The sequence below is a fragment of the Streptomyces sp. UNOB3_S3 genome, assembly GCF_020740895.1.
Lineage (GTDB): Bacteria > Actinomycetota > Actinomycetes > Streptomycetales > Streptomycetaceae > Streptomyces.
Map to the genome: position 1 here is coordinate 1 of NZ_JAILXP010000169.1, position 14,644 is coordinate 14,644.

Below are 14,644 nucleotides of genomic sequence, written 5' to 3' on the forward strand. Positions count from 1 at the left end.
GGGCTGCTGAGCGGGGTGTGCGTGGGGACGGCCGGGCCGGCGGGCCCGGCGACGTACCAGAACCCGGGGGTGTTCGGCGGGATTGTGATCGGGCTGCTGGCGGCGTGGTTCTGGCAGCGTTTCCACCGGGTGCGGCTGGTGGACTGGCTGGGCTTCTTCAACGGCCGCCGGCTGGTGCCGATCATCATGGCGTTCGTGGCGATCGTCTTCGCCGCGCTGTGCCTGTGGATCTGGCCGCCGGTGGGGCGCGGTCTGACGAGCTTCAGCCAGTGGCTGTCGGATCTGGGGTCCTGGGGTTCGGGCATCTTCGGTGTGGCCAACCGCGCTCTGCTGGTGATCGGCCTGCATCAGTTCCTGAACGTCTTCGTCTGGTTCCAGTTCGGCTCGTTCACCAAGCCGGACGGCACGGTGGTGCACGGCGACATCAACCGCTTCCTGGCGGGCGACCCCCACGCGGGCCAGTTCACCTCGGGCTTCTTCCCGATCATGATGTTCGCGCTGCCGGCGGCGGCGCTGGCGATCGCCCACTGCGCCAGACCGCACCATCGCAAGGCGGTGGGCGGCATGATGCTGTCGGTGGGCCTGACCTCGCTGGTCACGGGCATCACCGAGCCGATCGAGTACTCGTTCCTCTTCATCGCCCCGGCGCTCTACGTCGTCCACGCGGTGCTGACGGGTGTCTCGATGGCGGTCACCTGGGGGCTGGGGGTGCACGACGGCTTCAGTTTCTCGGCGGGCCTGATCGACTACGTCATCAACTGGGGGCTGGCCACCAAACCCTGGCTGATCATCCCGATCGGGCTGTGTTTCGCCGCCGTCTATTACGCGGTCTTCCGGTTCGCGATCACCTTCTTCGACCTGCCGACCCCGGGCCGGGAGCCGGAGGAGCTGGCGGAGGAGATCGAGAAGGACAACATCAAGTAACCACGCGTTAATCAACGTCCCGTAAGGGTGGCGTGACACAGCGCTCAGCGCTCACGCCGCCCTTACTTCTGTGGTCCAGGCCACTTGGAACGATGGATTCCTTTATGCCCGACTCACGTGCTACAACAGGTCTAAACCAGTAGTGGTGTAGACCAAATTGCGGGCCGTCCCCCTTCCCCCCGAGCGCCCGCCTCACCTGGAGGAATCCGATGAGTACGGCAGCCAAGGCGGCGAAGAAGGCGCCTGGAAAGGCCGAGAAGGCTGAAAAGCCCGAAAAGGCCGCACCGGAGGAGAAGAAGAAGTTCGGCGCCGGTGCCATGGCGGTCGCCCAGCGTATCGGCCGCAGCCTGATGCTGCCGGTGGCCGTTCTGCCGGCCGCCGCGCTGCTGGTGCGCCTGGGCAACAACGACATGCTCGGCCGGGACTCGTTCCCCGAGTTCATCACGAAGATCGCCGGTTATATGTCGGCCGGCGGCAACGCGCTGCTGAGCAACATGGCGCTCCTCTTCGCCGTGGGTGTCGCCATCGGCTTCGCCAAGAAGTCGGACGGCTCCACCGCCCTGGCCGCCGTCACCGGCTACCTGGTCTTCAAGGAGGTGCTGGCCACCTTCACCGACAGCAACCTGCCCAAGGTCGCCTCCGTCGTCGACGGCAAGATCGTCATGAAGGAGGCGGCGGTCAACGCCGGTGTCCTCGGCGGTGTCGTCATGGGTCTGGTCGTGGCCCTCCTCTACCAGCGCTACAGCCGCAAGAAGCTGCCCGAGTGGCTGGGCTTCTTCGGCGGCCGCCGTCTGGTCCCGATCCTCTCGGCCTTCGCCGGTCTGGTCATCGGTGTCGCCTTCGGTCTCATCTGGCCGGTCCTCGGCACGGGTCTGCACAACTTCGGCGAGTGGCTGGTGGGCTCCGGCGCCGTGGGCGCGGGCATCTTCGGTGTCGCCAACCGTGCGCTGATCCCGGTCGGCATGCACCACCTGCTGAACTCCTTCCCCTGGCTGCAGGCCGGCGAGTTCCACGGCAAGAACGGCGACATCGCCCGCTTCCTCGCCGGCGACCCGAACGCCGGACAGTTCATGACCGGCTTCTTCCCGATCATGATGTTCGCGCTCCCGGCGGCCTGCCTGGCGATCGTCCACTGCGCCCGCCCGGAGAACCGCAAGGTCGTCGGCGGCATGATGACCTCGCTCGCGCTCACCGCGTTCGTCACCGGTGTGACCGAGCCGATCGAGTTCACCTTCATGTTCGTCGCCCCGGTGCTCTACGCGATCCACGCGGTGCTGACCGGTGTCTCGCTGGCCCTGACCTGGGCGCTCGGCATGAAGGACGGCTTCGGCTTCTCGGCCGGCGCCATCGACTTCGTGCTCAACCTGGGCATCGCCACCAAGCCGTGGATGCTGGCCCTGGTGGGCCTCGCCTTCGGCGCCCTGTACTACGTGGTCTTCCGCTTCGCGATCACGAAGTTCAACCTCCCGACCCCGGGCCGCGAGCCCGAGGGCCAGCTCGAGGACGTCAAGTGACGATCTGACGAGCCCTCGTCACGAAGCCCCCGGAACCGTCAGGTGTTCCGGGGGCTTCGTCATGTCGCGGGGGGGGCGTCCCTACAGCTCGTACACCGCCCCCGCGTGCGCCAGCTCCGCCGGGCCGTCGTAGACCGAGCGCGCGTCACGGAGGTTGGTGAGGGGGTCCGTCCACGGCGGGATGTGGGTGAGGACCAGCCGGCCCACCCCGGCGCCGGCGGCCACCTCGCCCGCCTCCAGGCCGTTGAGGTGGAGGTCGGGGATGTCCTCCTTGCCATGGGTGAAGGACGCCTCGCACAGCAGCAGGTCCGCGCCCCGGGACAGCTCGCTCAGGGCCTCGCAGGGGCCGGTGTCGCCCGAGTACACCAGCGACGCGCCGTTGTGCTCGACCCGGAAGGCGTATGCCTCCACGGGGTGGCTCACCCGGGCCGTGCGGACGGTCAGCGGGCCCAGGGTGAAGGTGCCCGGGTTGAAGGCCCGGAAGTCGAAGACCTCGCTCATGCAGGCCTCGTCGGGGACGTCGCCGTACGCGGTGAGCAGCCGTCGCTCGGTGTCCGCGGGGCCGTAGACGGGGATGGCGTCGGCCCGGCCGCCCTCGTGGCGGTAGTAGCGGGCGACGAAGTAGCCGCACATGTCGATGAAGTGGTCGGGGTGGAGATGTGACAGGAGCACGGCGTCGAGGTCGTAGAGACCGATGTGGCGTTGCAGCTCGCCGAGGGCGCCATTGCCCATGTCGAGGAGGATCCGGTATCCGTCGGCCTCCACCAGATAGCTCGAGCAGGCCGATTCCGTGGACGGGAACGAGCCCGAGCATCCGACGACGGTGAGCTTCATGCGGGCCTGAACCTCCGTGGGCCGGTTACGGGGGGCCATGCGGTGCAGTCGAGGGTAAGGCGAGAGAACGGGCCGTGACTCCTCCGGGACGGTGCGTGTGGGCGGAATCACCAGGACGGACGTGGATCGCCCCGGTACGGCCCGTACGCGCCAGGGCCCCGGTCGCGGCTGCCGGTGGCGCGCGATCGGGGCCCTGCGGGCGAACGGGAGGCCGTGCGGGGAGCGTACGGCGGACGGGCTACAGCGGCCGGTGGGCCTCGGCGCGGTCCAGGGTGTCCATGAAGCGCTGGAAGCGCTCGGCCGACTCCTTGCTGCCGGCCGTCACCGTGAAGACGTCCGGCGTCATGAACGCCGCCAGCCGCTCACGCGTCTCAGGGGCGAGCGCATCCCAGGCCGCTCGATCCAGCCGTGACTGCGCCGCAGCTTCCGCACTGCCAGTTTCCATTGTTGAGTTGCCTCATGTCCGAAGATCCACATGCGGGACAGTTCATGTGCGTCTCCTACGTGATGATGTCAGCCGCTTCCCAACATCGGTAGTGCAAGTTCACCCGTGCACAGTTCTGTTTTTTACAGACCGGCGCGCTCGGAGGGCGCGTCGGGGCTACGCCCAGAGCTGGCCGTGGAGGGTCTCGACGGCCTCTTCCGTGGTGGCGGCGGTGTAGACGCCGGTGGACAGGTACTTCCAGCCGCCGTCGGCCACGATGAAGACGATGTCGGCCCGCTCCCCCGCCCGTACGGCCTTCCGGGCGACGCCCAGCGCGGCGTGGAGCACCGCGCCGGTGGAGATGCCCGCGAAGATGCCCTCCTCGGCGAGGAGTTCGCGAGTGCGGCGGACGGCGTCCTCGGAGCCCACGGAGAAGCGGGTGGTGAGGACGGAGGCGTCGTAGAGCTCGGGCACGAAGCCCTCGTCGAGGTTGCGCAGGCCGTAGACGAGGTCGTCGTAGCGCGGCTCGGCGGCGACGACGGCCACGTCCGGCTTGTGCTCGCGCAGATAGCGGCCGACGCCCATCAGGGTGCCGGTGGTGCCGAGTCCGGCGACGAAGTGGGTGATCTCGGGGAGGTCGGCCAGGATCTCGGGGCCGGTGGTCGCGTAGTGGGCGCCGGCGTTGTCGGGGTTGCCGTACTGGTAGAGCATCACCCAGTCGGGGTGCCGCTCGGCGAGTTCCTTGGCCATGCGCACGGCGGTGTTGGAGCCCCCGGCGGCGGGCGACGGGATGATCTCGGCGCCCCACATGGCGAGCAGGGAGCGGCGCTCCTCGCTGGTGTTCTCCGGCATCACGCACACCATGCGGTAGCCCTTGAGCCTGGCGGCCATGGCGAGGGAGATGCCGGTGTTGCCGGAGGTGGGCTCCAGGATGGTGCAGCCCGGGGTGAGCCGGCCGGTCTTCTCCGCCTGCTCGATCATGTGGAGGGCGGGGCGGTCCTTGACCGAGCCGGTGGGGTTGCGGTCCTCCAGCTTGGCCCAGACGCGGACGTCCTCGGCCGGGGAGAGGCGCGGCAGGCGGACGAGCGGGGTGTTGCCCACCGCGGCCAGGGGGCTGTCGTAGCGCACCGGCTGCCCGTTCAGACCGAGCCGCCGGCCACGGCCGGGAGGATGGTCACGTTGTCGCCGTCGCCGAGCTCGGTGGCGATGCCGCTGATGAAGCGGACGTCCTCGTCGTTGAGGTAGACGTTGACGAAGCGGCGGAGCTCGCCCTTGTCGTCGACGAGGCGCCCGCGGATGCCCGTGTGCCGGGTCTCGAGGTCCTTGAAGAGCTCGTCGAGCGTGGCACCGCCGCCCTCGACGGTCTTCTGCCCGTCGGTGTAGGTGCGGAGGATGGTCGGGATGCGGACCTCGATGGCCATGGGGTGCTCCTGTCGGAGTGCGGGGAGGTGCCTGGTTCCAGAGGGAGAACGGTGGGCGCATCGTATCGATTCCCCGTGCGCCAGCCGTATGTTCGTCCCGGTATGCGGGATACGCGGTCTCAGCGTTCAGTACGCGGGGACGACCTTCACGTCCTCCTCGGTGACCTCGCCGTCGACGATGCGGAACGAGCGGAACTGGAAGGGGCCGGAGCCGTCGGTGTCGGCGGTGGAGACGAGCACGTAGTGGGCGCCGGGCTCGTTGGCGTAGGAGATGTCGGTGCGGGAGGGGTAGGCCTCGGTCGCGGTGTGCGAGTGGTAGATGACGACCGGTTCCTCGTCGCGGTCGTCCATCTCGCGGTAGAGCTTGAGCAGGTCGGTGGAGTCGAACTCGTAGAAGGTGGGCGACCGGGCGGCGTTGAGCATGGGGATGAACCGCTCGGGCCGGCCGCCGCCCTCCGGCCCGGCCACCACGCCGCACGCCTCGTCGGGGTGGTCGGCGCGGGCGTGCTCGACGATCCGGTCGTACAGGGCCTGGGTGATGGTCAGCATGCGCGTCAGGATAAGCAGGAAAACGAAGAACCGGCCCCGTACCGAGGTCGGTACGGGGCCGGTTCATTCAGGATTCACATCCGGCTCAGGCGGCCGGCGTGTAGTCCTTGCGCTCGAACGCCTTGGGGTTGCGCTTCTTGAGCACGAGGTAGGACACCCACATGATCGCGGCCCAGCCGGGCGCGCAGTACAGGGAGACCCGCGAGTCCTCGTCGATGCCCATGAGCACGATCACCATGCCGATGAAGGCGAGGGCGAACAGGCTGGTCCAGGGCGCGCCCGGGGCCTTGAGCTCGGACTGGGGCAGCTCGCCGCGGTCCGCCTTGCGGCGGTAGCGGAGCTGGGCGACCAGGATCATGATCCAGGCCCACATACCGGAGATGGTCGCGAAGGAGACGACGTAGTCGAACGCCTTGCCCGGCCACTGGTAGTTGATCCAGACGCCGACGAGCATCAGCGCGGCGGAGAAGGTCGTGCCGCGGAACGGCAGGCCCTTCTTGGACAGCTGGCCGAAGAACTTCGGGCCCTGGCCGTTGAGGGCCAGGTCGCGGAGCATGCGGCCGGTGGAGTACATACCGGAGTTGCAGGACGACAGCGCCGCGGTGAGCACCACGAAGTTGACGATTCCGGCGCCGGCGGGCAGGCCGATCTTGGCGAAGGCCGCCACGAACGGGCTGACGCCGGGCATGAACTCGGTCCAGGGGACGATCGACAGGATGATGATCAGCGCGCCCAGGTAGAAGACGGCGATGCGCCACGGCACGGTGTTGATGGCCTTGGGCAGGGTCTTCTTGGGGTTGGCGGCCTCGCCCGCCGTGACGCCGACGAGTTCGACGGCCATGAAGGCGAACATCACGATCTGCAGGGTCATCAGCGTGCCGCCGATGCCCTTGGGGAAGAAACCGCCGTGGTCCCACAGGAGGTTGAAGGAGGCGGTGTCACCGGCCTTGGAGAAGCCGATGGTGATGACGCCGACGCCGATCAGGATCATGCCGATGATGGCGGTGACCTTGACCATCGAGAACCAGAACTCCAGCTCGCCGAAGAGCTTTACGGAGATCAGGTTGACGAAGTAGAGAATGACGGTGAAGACCAGCGCGGAGGCCCATTGCGGAATGCCCTTGTTCCAGTACTGGACATAGGCGGCCGCCGCGGTGACTTCGGTGATGCCGGTGACGACCCAGAAGAGCCAGTACGTCCAGCCGGTCACATAACCCCAGAAGGGGCCGAGGAACTCTCGGGCGTAGTCCGAGAAGGAGCCCGAGACGGGGCGGTACATGAGCAGCTCGCCGAGCGCTCGCATGATGAAGAAGATGACCAGGCCTGCGATGGCGTAGGCCAGGATGAGGCTGGGTCCGGCCTTGGATATGGCCTTGCCCGCGCCGAGGAACAGCCCGGTGCCGATGGCGCCACCAATGGCGATCATCTGAATCTGTCGGTTGCCGAGTCCCCGCTCGTAACCTTCGGAAGCTTCCTGTCCGCTTCCTTCTCCGTCCCGCACTGCGGTGCGGTCCGCGACCTGCTCAGAGGTCATGGTGGTGCGCCTTTCTCCATACCGATCCGGTTGCTCCGGATCGGGTACCGATCCCCCCGGATGGAGTCCTGCTAGGTGCCGACGGTCGGCCGGCTCAGCGCCCCCGCCGTGACAGGGGTGGCGTCACGGAGGCAGGTCGGCAAGAAGTATCACGTCTAAAGACGAGATCAATGTGACTCTTGTGGCGCATGACACAAATAAACCAGGACAAACACAAAGACGGCGGCTCAATTGCCGCCGTCACAGTGACATGATCGTTATTCGGAATTGAGCGTTCGGCGAGCGAACACCCAGAGAAAACTCCGAATACCGGAAAGTAACTTCAGGAAGTGAGCGCCTCCACCAGCGTCTCCTGAAGCCCGCCGAGCCAGAGGTAGGCCATCACCATGGGCTTGCGCGCGTCGCCGTCCGGCAGCCGGTAGAGGGCGTCGCCGTCGTCCTCGTCGGTGATCTCCAGCCGGGTCGCGATGGTCAGCCGGAGGTCGTTGAGCGCGCCCAGCCACTGCCGGCAGCCGGCGGGGTCCAGGCGCAGCACGGCGCCCCCCGCGCCGTCGGGGGTGAGCGAGTCCAGCGAGCGGACCATGCCGAGGGCGTCCTGGCGCTTGCGCTCGCGCAGGTCGTTCTCGGTGTAGCGGCGGAATTCGGCGGCGTGGGCGCGCTCCTGGCGGTCCTGTTCGGCGCCGGGGGTGCCGTAGGCGTCCGGGAAGAGCCGGGCCAGGGCGGGGTCGGCCGGCGGTTCGCTGGGGCCCTCGGCGAAGAGCCGGGCCAGCGGGTCGGCGGCCTCGGGGCCCTCCGCCTCGCCGGGGCCGATCAGCTCCAGGAGCTGGACGGCCAGGCTGCGCAGGATGGAGATCTCGACCTCGTCCAGGGCGACGGCGGCCCCGCCGCCCGCGAGCGGCTCGAAGTGCCCCGCCATCAACGGTCCTGGGAGAGGGTCGCCCAGAGCCCGTAGCCGTGCATCGCCTGCACGTCGCGCTCCATCTCCTCACGACTGCCGCTGGAGACCGTCGCGCGGCCCTTGTGATGGACGTCGAGCATCAGCCGGTGCGCCTTGTCCTTGGGGTAGCCGAAGTACGCCTGGAATACGTATGTCACATAACTCATGAGGTTCACGGGGTCGTTATGGACCAGGGTCACCCAAGGGACGTCGGGTTCAGCGACAGCGAAGGGCGATTCGCCCGTCTCGGGCCGTTCGATCTCGACCGGTGCAACACTCACGCTTCCCATGCTGCCACCCCGGGTGCTCCAACGCACAAACGCCCCCCGTACGAACGGCCACCAGAAATCGTCACTCTGACGAGTACCGGGGTAGCATCTGATCCCATGAACGCTGCGGACCTGAGGCTCCCGGTCGACGTCCCCTCGACGGCCCTCTTCACCGACCGGTACGAGCTCACGATGCTGCAGGGTGCGCTGCGGTCCGGCACGGCGCACCGGCGCTCGGTCTTCGAGGTCTTCACCCGCAGGCTCCCCGAGGGACGCCGCTACGGCGTCGTGGCGGGCACGGGACGGGTCCTGGACGCCGTGGAGAACTTCCGCTTCGACAGCGGCGTGCTGGACTTCCTCGCCGACCGGAAGATCGTCGACGAGGCCACCCTCGACTGGCTGGCCGGCTACCGCTTCCGGGGCGACATCTGGGGCTACCCCGAGGGCGAGGTCTACTTCCCGGGCTCGCCCATCATGCGGGTCGAGGGCACCTTCGCCGAGGCGGTGCTGCTGGAGACCGTGATCCTGTCCATCCTCAACCACGACTCCGCGGTCGCCGCCGCGGCCTCGCGGATGTCGGTGGCGGCGGGCGAGCGGCCGCTGATCGAGATGGGCGCGCGGCGCACCCATGAGCTGGCGGCCGTGGCGGCCGCGCGCGCCGCCTTCGTGGGCGGCTTCACCTCCACCTCCGACCTCGCGGCCGGCTTCCGCTACAACATCCCGACGGTGGGCACCAGCGCCCACGCGTTCACCCTGCTGCACGACAGCGAGCGCGACGCCTTCCGGGCGCAGGTGGACTCCCTGGGCGAGGGCACGACGCTGCTGGTGGACACCTATGACGTGGCCGAGGCCGTCGCCATGGCCGTGGAGATCGCGGGGCCGGGCCTGGGGGCCGTCCGGATCGACTCCGGCGACCTGCTGCTGCTCGCCCACCGGGTGCGCCGGCAGCTGGACGAGCTGGGTGCCAAGGACACGAAGATCATCGTGACCAGCGACCTCGACGAGTACGCCATCGCCTCGCTGGCCGCCGCGCCCGTGGACGCCTACGGCGTGGGCACCCAGCTGGTGACCGGCAGCGGTCACCCGACGTGCTCGATGGTCTACAAGCTGGTCGCCCGGGCGGACGAGGACGGCGCGGACGCGCCGCTGCGGCCGGTGGCGAAGAAGTCCATGGGCGGGAAGTCGTCCATCGGCGGCCGCAAGTGGGCCGCGCGCCGCCTCGACGCGTGCGGGGTGGCGGAGGCCGAGGTCGTGGGCACCGGCGAGGTGCCGGCGGAGCTCGCGGAGCGGCAGCTGCTCGTCGAGCTCGTCCGGGGCGGCGAGGCCGTCGCCAGGGAGCCGCTGAGCGCGGCGCGTGACCGGCACGCGGAGGCGCGCACGGCGCTGCCGATGTCGGCGACGCAGCTGTCGCGCGGCGAGCCGGTGCTGCCCACGGAATACCTCTGACCGGGCGCCCGAGTGCCCCTCCCATTACGGAACAGGACTCACTACCCTCGGTCACGTAGGGCTGATCCGCACGACCGGCCGAGGGTTCCTCGACAGAAGGATCCGCACCATGACCCGTGCACTGATCATCGTCGACGTGCAGAACGACTTCTGCGAGGGCGGCAGCCTCGCGGTGGCCGGCGGCGCCGACGTGGCCGCGGCCATAACGGACCTGGTGGGCGAAGCCCCCGCCGGGTACGCGCACGTGGTCGCCTCCCGCGATATGCACATCGATCCGGGGTCCCACTTCTCGGACCGCCCGGACTTCGCCGAGTCCTGGCCCCGGCACTGCGTGGCCGGCACCGAGGGCAGCGGCTTCCACCCCAATCTGGCGCCCGCCATCGCCTCCGGCGCGGTCCAGGCCGTCTTCGACAAGGGCGCCTACGAGGCGGGCTACAGCGCCTTCCAGGGCGCCGACGAGAACGGCGCCGGGCTCGCGGACTGGCTGCGCGGGCGCGGGGTCACCGAGCTGGACGTGGTCGGCATCGCCACCGACTACTGCGTACGGGCGACCGCGCTGGACGCCCGGCGGGAGGGGTTCGCCACCCGCGTGCTGCTGGACCTGACGGCGGGGGTCTCCCGGGAGACCACGGACCGCGCCCTGGAGGAGCTCCAGGAGGCGGGCGTGGAGCTGAGCGGCAAGCCGGTGGTCCAGGGCGGGTAAGCCGCCCCGGGCCGGCGCTCAGGGGCCGAAGGGGCCGGCTCCGGCCCGCACCAGCCGGGCGATCGGGTGCCAGGACTCCGTGTCGTCGTGGTCGACCGGCTGCCAGACGATCCCGTCGGGATGGTGGAGCACGGCCGTGATCTCGTCGGGGGTGGGCGGCTCGGTGTTGCCGCGCAGATAGACGGCCCGCAGCCCGAGGTTGCGGAGCCGGGTGAGCGCCCGCTGGCGGTTGACCGAGTGGACCAGCACCCGTACCCGGGTGTCCGGTGGGGCCCCGCCGTCGGGCGGGGCGGTCAGGGACAGGGCGACGACGACACTGCCGTCGGGGAGCCGGGCGTATCCACCGCCTGCCATCAGCCTCTCGTCTCCCTTGGGACCGAGGGCGTCCATAAGACCATCATGAAAAGCATTCTCAAGCCGGACGGCCGCCGTCCGCCAGGGGACGACGGCCGCCGGTGGCTACCGCGGGGTCATGTGCGGGTCACTTGCCGGCCGGGCCGACCTGGAGCGTCATCGAGGAGCCGTTGAGGGCCTCGGTGAGGATGCGGATCCGGGTGTTGGTGTCCCGGACCTTCACACCGCCGGTGGGGTTCGCCTGGTCGTAGTAGGTGTTCTTGTGGTCGTCGAACACCGGGACGCCCAGCTTGCCCTTGACGCGGGTGGCGACGCCGTCGTTGTGGACGGTGTAGCCGCCGGCCGGGTACCAGCTGAAGGTCGAGTCGTAGGCCTGGAAACGGTTCTTCATCAGCGAACCGTCCTTCCACTTCTCGGCCGCGGGGTGGGCGTCGACCGGCAGGATGCGGCCGGTGCCCGGGTGGACGCCGACGTTGTTGTCCACCTGCGAGGTGTCCCACTGCCAGATCAGCAGGCCGTTCTGGTACGGGTAGTGCTCGACCCAGCCCGGCTTGGTGCTCTTCCAGCCGAAGTTGTACGGGCCGACCTTGAGGGTGCGGTCGTACGACACGTACTGGCGGTTCTCGGCGATGTAGTACTGCGGGTAGTCCTTGCTGAAGGACGCGCCGATGCGCGAGAAGCCCTTCGCCGTCCAGCCGTTGTCGCCGTTCTCGGCGCCGTCGGTGAAGACGTTCGCGCCGTCGGCGGTCAGGGCGATGGCGTCGGCCGTGAAGCCCTTGCCGGAGGTGCCGCCGTCGGTGGCGTAGCGGAAGCGGAGGTCGATCTTCTTGCCCGCGTAGGCGTCGAGCGGGAAGGACAGCTTCTTGTACGCGCCGGAGACACCGGTCAGGGCCGGCTTGTCGCCGCCGTCACGGGTGATCTTCTTGCCGTCGGCCGTGCCGTCGACGGGCGTCCAGTTGGCGCCGCCGCCCGTGGACACCTCGGTGTAGAGGTAGTCGTAGTTCTCCTCGATGTCCCACCAGCCGGACAGGTCCAGGGTCGCCTTGGACTTGCCGGTGAGGTCCACCGGGCGGGAGAGGGTGTTCTTCAGGTCGTCGCCCTGGCCGCTCCACCACTGTGTAGAGCCTTCAGCAGGGCGCACGACGTCGGTGGTGACCTTCTTGTCCGGGAGGCTGACGACGAGCGCCTGCTTGTCCTTGGTGTTGTACTCGGCGACGCCCAGCTTGTGGGTCGACTTCGTCGCGGCCTTGGCCTTGTCGTAGTTGAGCCAGCCGAGCTGGAGCTTGTCCCAGGCGCTCATGTCGCCGGGCAGGTCGCCGATGGTGTCCTTGCCCTCGCCGAGCCAGGAGCCCGAGGACATCAGGGACCAGTAGGCGACGGAGGACTCACCGGTGCCGGTGGTGTCGTACTCGTCGGGGAGGCCCAGGTCGTGGCCGTACTCGTGGGCGAAGACACCGAGGCCGCCGTTCTCGGGCTGCATGGTGTAGTCGCCGACCCAAATGCCGGTGTCGCCGATCTGGGTGCCGCCCGCCTTGTTGTCCGCGGGGCCGGTCTTGCCCGCGTCGGAGCCGTAGGCGTACCAGCGGTGGGCCCAGATGGCGTCCTTGCCCTGGGCGCCGCCGCCCGCGGACTCGTCCTCGCCGGCGTGGACGATCTGGAAGTGGTCGATGTAACCATCGGGCTCGTTGAAGTTGCCGTTGTGGTTGTAGTCGTTGCGGTCCCACTGATCGTACTGGGCGAGGGTCGCCTTGATGTCGGCGTCGCTGCGACCGGCGGCCTTCTGGTCCTTGACCCACTGGTTGACGGCGTCGCGGATCAGGTCCCAGGCGCTGGGGCAGTTGGTGGAGCCGCAGTAGTTGGAACCGTAACGGGCCTCGTTCCAGGGGACGCGGACCCAGTCGGTGACCTGGCCGTCGACCGAGTAACGGCCGGACGACTGCTTCTCGTAGTACTTCGCCAGGGACTCTGTGTTCTTGTCCTTCGAGAAGTAGAGGTCCTGGAAGTACTGGCGGTTGAAGTCCTTCTGCCAGGCCGTGCTGTTGTCCTTCGCACGGTCCGGCTTGGCTATGGTGTTGTGCGCCGGGCCGGGCGTGCCGCCGTACTTCACCACGGGCGGCTTGGGGCCGTCGGGCCCGTCCGGGTCGTACATGGTGGTGTTGTCGACCTTGTCGCCGAAGTCGACCAGGATCGTAAATATCTTGTCGGTCTTCTCGCGGCCGAGCTCGACGTACTTGTCCTTGCCGAGCTTGACGACCTTGGACGCGCCGCGCTGCTCCGGCTTGGCGTCCCCGGCGATGACCTGCTCCAGCGCCGCCTTGCGCTGCGCTTCCTGCTTCTTGCTGAACGGGCCCTTGAGGTCGTGCTCCACACCGGGCTTGACCTGCGCCGGGTCCTGGCGCTGGACATGGGTGGGGCCCTGGTCCGCGCTCGACGGGCTGGTCAGGCCCGCCGCCTGCGCGACACCCGCCGCCAGGGTGCCCGTACCGAGCGCCGCGACCACGACGGCCGCCGCGGCGGATCGGACGACCCTCCGATGGCTGATCTTCACTTGTGAATGTCCTCCCCAGTAAGAACTGTGGAGGTATTTGACCTGAGTGACGCAAGAAAAGACAGACCTTGACCATGGGGAGCAAAGCAAGTACGTTATCCGGCCTTTAAGTTGCGGATAACGGGCGTCAATGGGCGAGACCGGGCGCGCTCGACTCACTTGACGACATGCCAAACGCCCCCGTGCGCCCCTTTCGCTCCGGGCACCGTGGGTTAGGTCACGCTTACCACCAGTTCCGCCAGGGCAGAGAGCACCGTAGAGTCGAAGTGCGGTACGTACCAACGGCACGTACCGCTCGACTCCGGCCCCCTATATCCCCCCGCATATCGATGCCTTGAGGACGGATACCGCCATGCCGCGTCCGACTCCTGCACAGATCGCTTACGGATCGGCCACCGTAGTCTTCTCCGCCGCCGCGATGCTCCTGCTGACACCCACCGGGTCGGCACTGATGCTCGGCGCCCTGGCCCTGGCCGCGCTCGTCCTCGGCTGTGCCGTCGCCGTCGCCGTCCCGGCCCGCTCCCGCCGGGAACGCCAAGCGGCGGACGCCGCCGCCCGGTTGCCCGAGCGGCGCACGCCCGCGCACGCGGGTTCCACCGTGGGAGAGCACCCACTCCACGGCTGAGGTCACTCCACGGTCGAGACCACCACGGTCTTGGCCGCCTTGTCGTGGACGCACTGGTGGTACGGCTGGTCCCACAGGCACCACAGGACGTTCACCAGCCAGAAGACGACGCCGCAGCACGGCACGATCTCGGGCAGGGAGTAGACCGCGGCACGCGTCCACCCCGGCCGGCCCTCCGGGATCGCGCCGTTGTCCAGCATCGCGACCCGGATCCTCATCGCCATCTTGCCCACCGTCTGACCACGCGTGGTCAGCATCAGGCCCTCGTACACGAAGTAGACGACGGCGATGATGATGGACAGGCTGGTGGACCGCGCCTGGTCGTTCCAGGGGTCGAAGTTCCGCGTCGAGAGCGAGAAGATCACGCTGATCGGGATGCTCACGATCAGCCCGTCGATGATGCGGGCGACGAGCCGCTTGAAGCGGTTCGCGAGCGGGGGCATACCGGCGAGGGGGTCGGGCCCGTAGGGACCGCCACCGGGGTACGGCCCACCGGGGGGCGGACCGGGGTACGGCCCCGGGCCCCCGGGATACGGCCCCGGACCCCCGGTGGGCCGTACCC

16 protein-coding genes are annotated in these 14,644 nt (G+C 68.8%); 5 read left to right on the forward strand and 11 right to left on the reverse strand.

The window, feature by feature from the left end; all coding sequences use genetic code 11:
* Both K6I33_RS19285 and K6I33_RS19290 read left to right on the forward strand, forming a co-directional pair.
* Positions 1-924, forward strand: a 924-nt coding sequence (locus tag K6I33_RS19285; protein WP_229354080.1) for a PTS transporter subunit EIIC, incomplete at its 5' end; no start/stop codon positions are given.
* A gap of 317 nt (positions 925-1,241) precedes the next feature.
* Complete coding sequence (locus tag K6I33_RS19290) at positions 1,242-2,438, forward strand: PTS transporter subunit EIIC (RefSeq protein WP_229354100.1); 1,197 nt, start codon at positions 1,242-1,244, stop codon at positions 2,436-2,438.
* Between the two features lie 81 nt (positions 2,439-2,519).
* Here K6I33_RS19290 and K6I33_RS19295 read toward each other — a convergent pair whose 3' ends face one another.
* From K6I33_RS19295 to clpS, 8 genes are all read right to left on the reverse strand, one after another.
* Positions 2,520-3,272 carry an MBL fold metallo-hydrolase gene (locus K6I33_RS19295; RefSeq protein WP_229354082.1) on the reverse strand — a complete coding sequence of 251 codons (753 nt, stop codon included), beginning with the start codon at positions 3,270-3,272 and terminating at the stop codon, positions 2,520-2,522.
* 371 nt (positions 3,273-3,643) lie between these two features.
* Entirely contained in the window at positions 3,644-3,763 is a 120-nt protein-coding gene (locus K6I33_RS36625; RefSeq protein WP_126914323.1) for a transposase, read from the reverse strand.
* Between the two features lie 110 nt (positions 3,764-3,873).
* A complete protein-coding gene (locus K6I33_RS19305) occupies positions 3,874-4,824 on the reverse strand; it encodes a PLP-dependent cysteine synthase family protein (RefSeq protein ID WP_229354086.1) in 951 nt (316 codons plus the stop codon).
* 11 nt (positions 4,825-4,835) lie between these two features.
* Positions 4,836-5,117, reverse strand: a complete 282-nt coding sequence (locus tag K6I33_RS19310; protein ID WP_229354088.1) for a MoaD/ThiS family protein — start codon at positions 5,115-5,117, stop codon at positions 4,836-4,838.
* Between the two features lie 126 nt (positions 5,118-5,243).
* Positions 5,244-5,666, reverse strand: coding sequence for a Mov34/MPN/PAD-1 family protein (locus K6I33_RS19315; protein ID WP_229354089.1), 423 nt, complete (start codon positions 5,664-5,666; stop codon positions 5,244-5,246).
* Positions 5,667-5,751: 85 nt separating this feature from the next.
* Entirely contained in the window at positions 5,752-7,200 is a 1,449-nt protein-coding gene (locus K6I33_RS19320) for an amino acid permease (protein WP_229354090.1), read from the reverse strand.
* Between the two features lie 322 nt (positions 7,201-7,522).
* Positions 7,523-8,116, reverse strand: coding sequence for a DUF2017 domain-containing protein (locus tag K6I33_RS19325; protein ID WP_229354091.1), 594 nt, complete (start codon positions 8,114-8,116; stop codon positions 7,523-7,525).
* Positions 8,116-8,427: an ATP-dependent Clp protease adapter ClpS gene (gene clpS / locus K6I33_RS19330; RefSeq protein WP_190111999.1), complete on the reverse strand. Its 312-nt coding sequence runs from the start codon at positions 8,425-8,427 to the stop codon at positions 8,116-8,118. The genes K6I33_RS19325 and clpS overlap by 1 nt, the downstream gene beginning before the upstream one ends.
* Positions 8,428-8,523: 96 nt before the next feature.
* Between clpS and K6I33_RS19335 the strand changes: the two genes are divergently transcribed.
* Both K6I33_RS19335 and K6I33_RS19340 read left to right on the forward strand, forming a co-directional pair.
* On the forward strand, positions 8,524-9,852 hold the full coding sequence (locus K6I33_RS19335; RefSeq protein ID WP_229354092.1) for a nicotinate phosphoribosyltransferase: 1,329 nt from the start codon (positions 8,524-8,526) through the stop codon (positions 9,850-9,852).
* A gap of 109 nt (positions 9,853-9,961) precedes the next feature.
* Positions 9,962-10,555: an isochorismatase family protein gene (locus tag K6I33_RS19340; protein ID WP_229354093.1), complete on the forward strand. Its 594-nt coding sequence runs from the start codon at positions 9,962-9,964 to the stop codon at positions 10,553-10,555.
* 18 nt (positions 10,556-10,573) lie between these two features.
* Here K6I33_RS19340 and K6I33_RS19345 read toward each other — a convergent pair whose 3' ends face one another.
* Positions 10,574-10,909, reverse strand: a complete 336-nt coding sequence (locus tag K6I33_RS19345) for a hypothetical protein (RefSeq protein WP_229354101.1) — start codon at positions 10,907-10,909, stop codon at positions 10,574-10,576.
* 127 nt (positions 10,910-11,036) lie between these two features.
* A complete protein-coding gene (locus K6I33_RS19350; protein WP_229354094.1) occupies positions 11,037-13,457 on the reverse strand; it encodes an immune inhibitor A domain-containing protein in 2,421 nt (806 codons plus the stop codon).
* A 352-nt stretch (positions 13,458-13,809) separates the two neighbouring features.
* On the opposite strand from K6I33_RS19350, the gene K6I33_RS19355 reads away from it, so the two are divergent.
* Entirely contained in the window at positions 13,810-14,082 is a 273-nt protein-coding gene (locus tag K6I33_RS19355; RefSeq protein WP_229354096.1) for a hypothetical protein, read from the forward strand.
* A gap of 2 nt (positions 14,083-14,084) precedes the next feature.
* On the opposite strand, the gene K6I33_RS19360 is transcribed toward K6I33_RS19355, so the two are convergent.
* Positions 14,085-14,644, reverse strand: a 560-nt coding sequence (locus K6I33_RS19360; RefSeq protein WP_229354098.1) for an RDD family protein, incomplete at its 5' end; no start/stop codon positions are given.

Coding starts and splice junctions, on each gene's coding strand:
- K6I33_RS19290 (WP_229354100.1), top strand. CDS start 1,242: ATGGCGGTCGCCCAGCGTATCGGCCGCAGCCTGATGCTGCCGGTGGCC.
- K6I33_RS19295 (WP_229354082.1), bottom strand. CDS start 3,272: ATGAAGCTCACCGTCGTCGGATGCTCGGGCTCGTTCCCGTCCACGGAA.
- K6I33_RS36625 (WP_126914323.1), bottom strand. CDS start 3,763: ATGAACTGTCCCGCATGTGGATCTTCGGACATGAGGCAACTCAACAAT.
- K6I33_RS19310 (WP_229354088.1), bottom strand. CDS start 5,117: ATGGCCATCGAGGTCCGCATCCCGACCATCCTCCGCACCTACACCGAC.
- K6I33_RS19315 (WP_229354089.1), bottom strand. CDS start 5,666: ATGCTGACCATCACCCAGGCCCTGTACGACCGGATCGTCGAGCACGCC.
- K6I33_RS19320 (WP_229354090.1), bottom strand. CDS start 7,200: ATGACCTCTGAGCAGGTCGCGGACCGCACCGCAGTGCGGGACGGAGAA.
- K6I33_RS19325 (WP_229354091.1), bottom strand. CDS start 8,116: ATGGCGGGGCACTTCGAGCCGCTCGCGGGCGGCGGGGCCGCCGTCGCC.
- clpS (WP_190111999.1), bottom strand. CDS start 8,427: ATGGGAAGCGTGAGTGTTGCACCGGTCGAGATCGAACGGCCCGAGACG.
- K6I33_RS19335 (WP_229354092.1), top strand. CDS start 8,524: ATGAACGCTGCGGACCTGAGGCTCCCGGTCGACGTCCCCTCGACGGCC.
- K6I33_RS19340 (WP_229354093.1), top strand. CDS start 9,962: ATGACCCGTGCACTGATCATCGTCGACGTGCAGAACGACTTCTGCGAG.
- K6I33_RS19345 (WP_229354101.1), bottom strand. CDS start 10,909: ATGGCAGGCGGTGGATACGCCCGGCTCCCCGACGGCAGTGTCGTCGTC.
- K6I33_RS19355 (WP_229354096.1), top strand. CDS start 13,810: ATGCCGCGTCCGACTCCTGCACAGATCGCTTACGGATCGGCCACCGTA.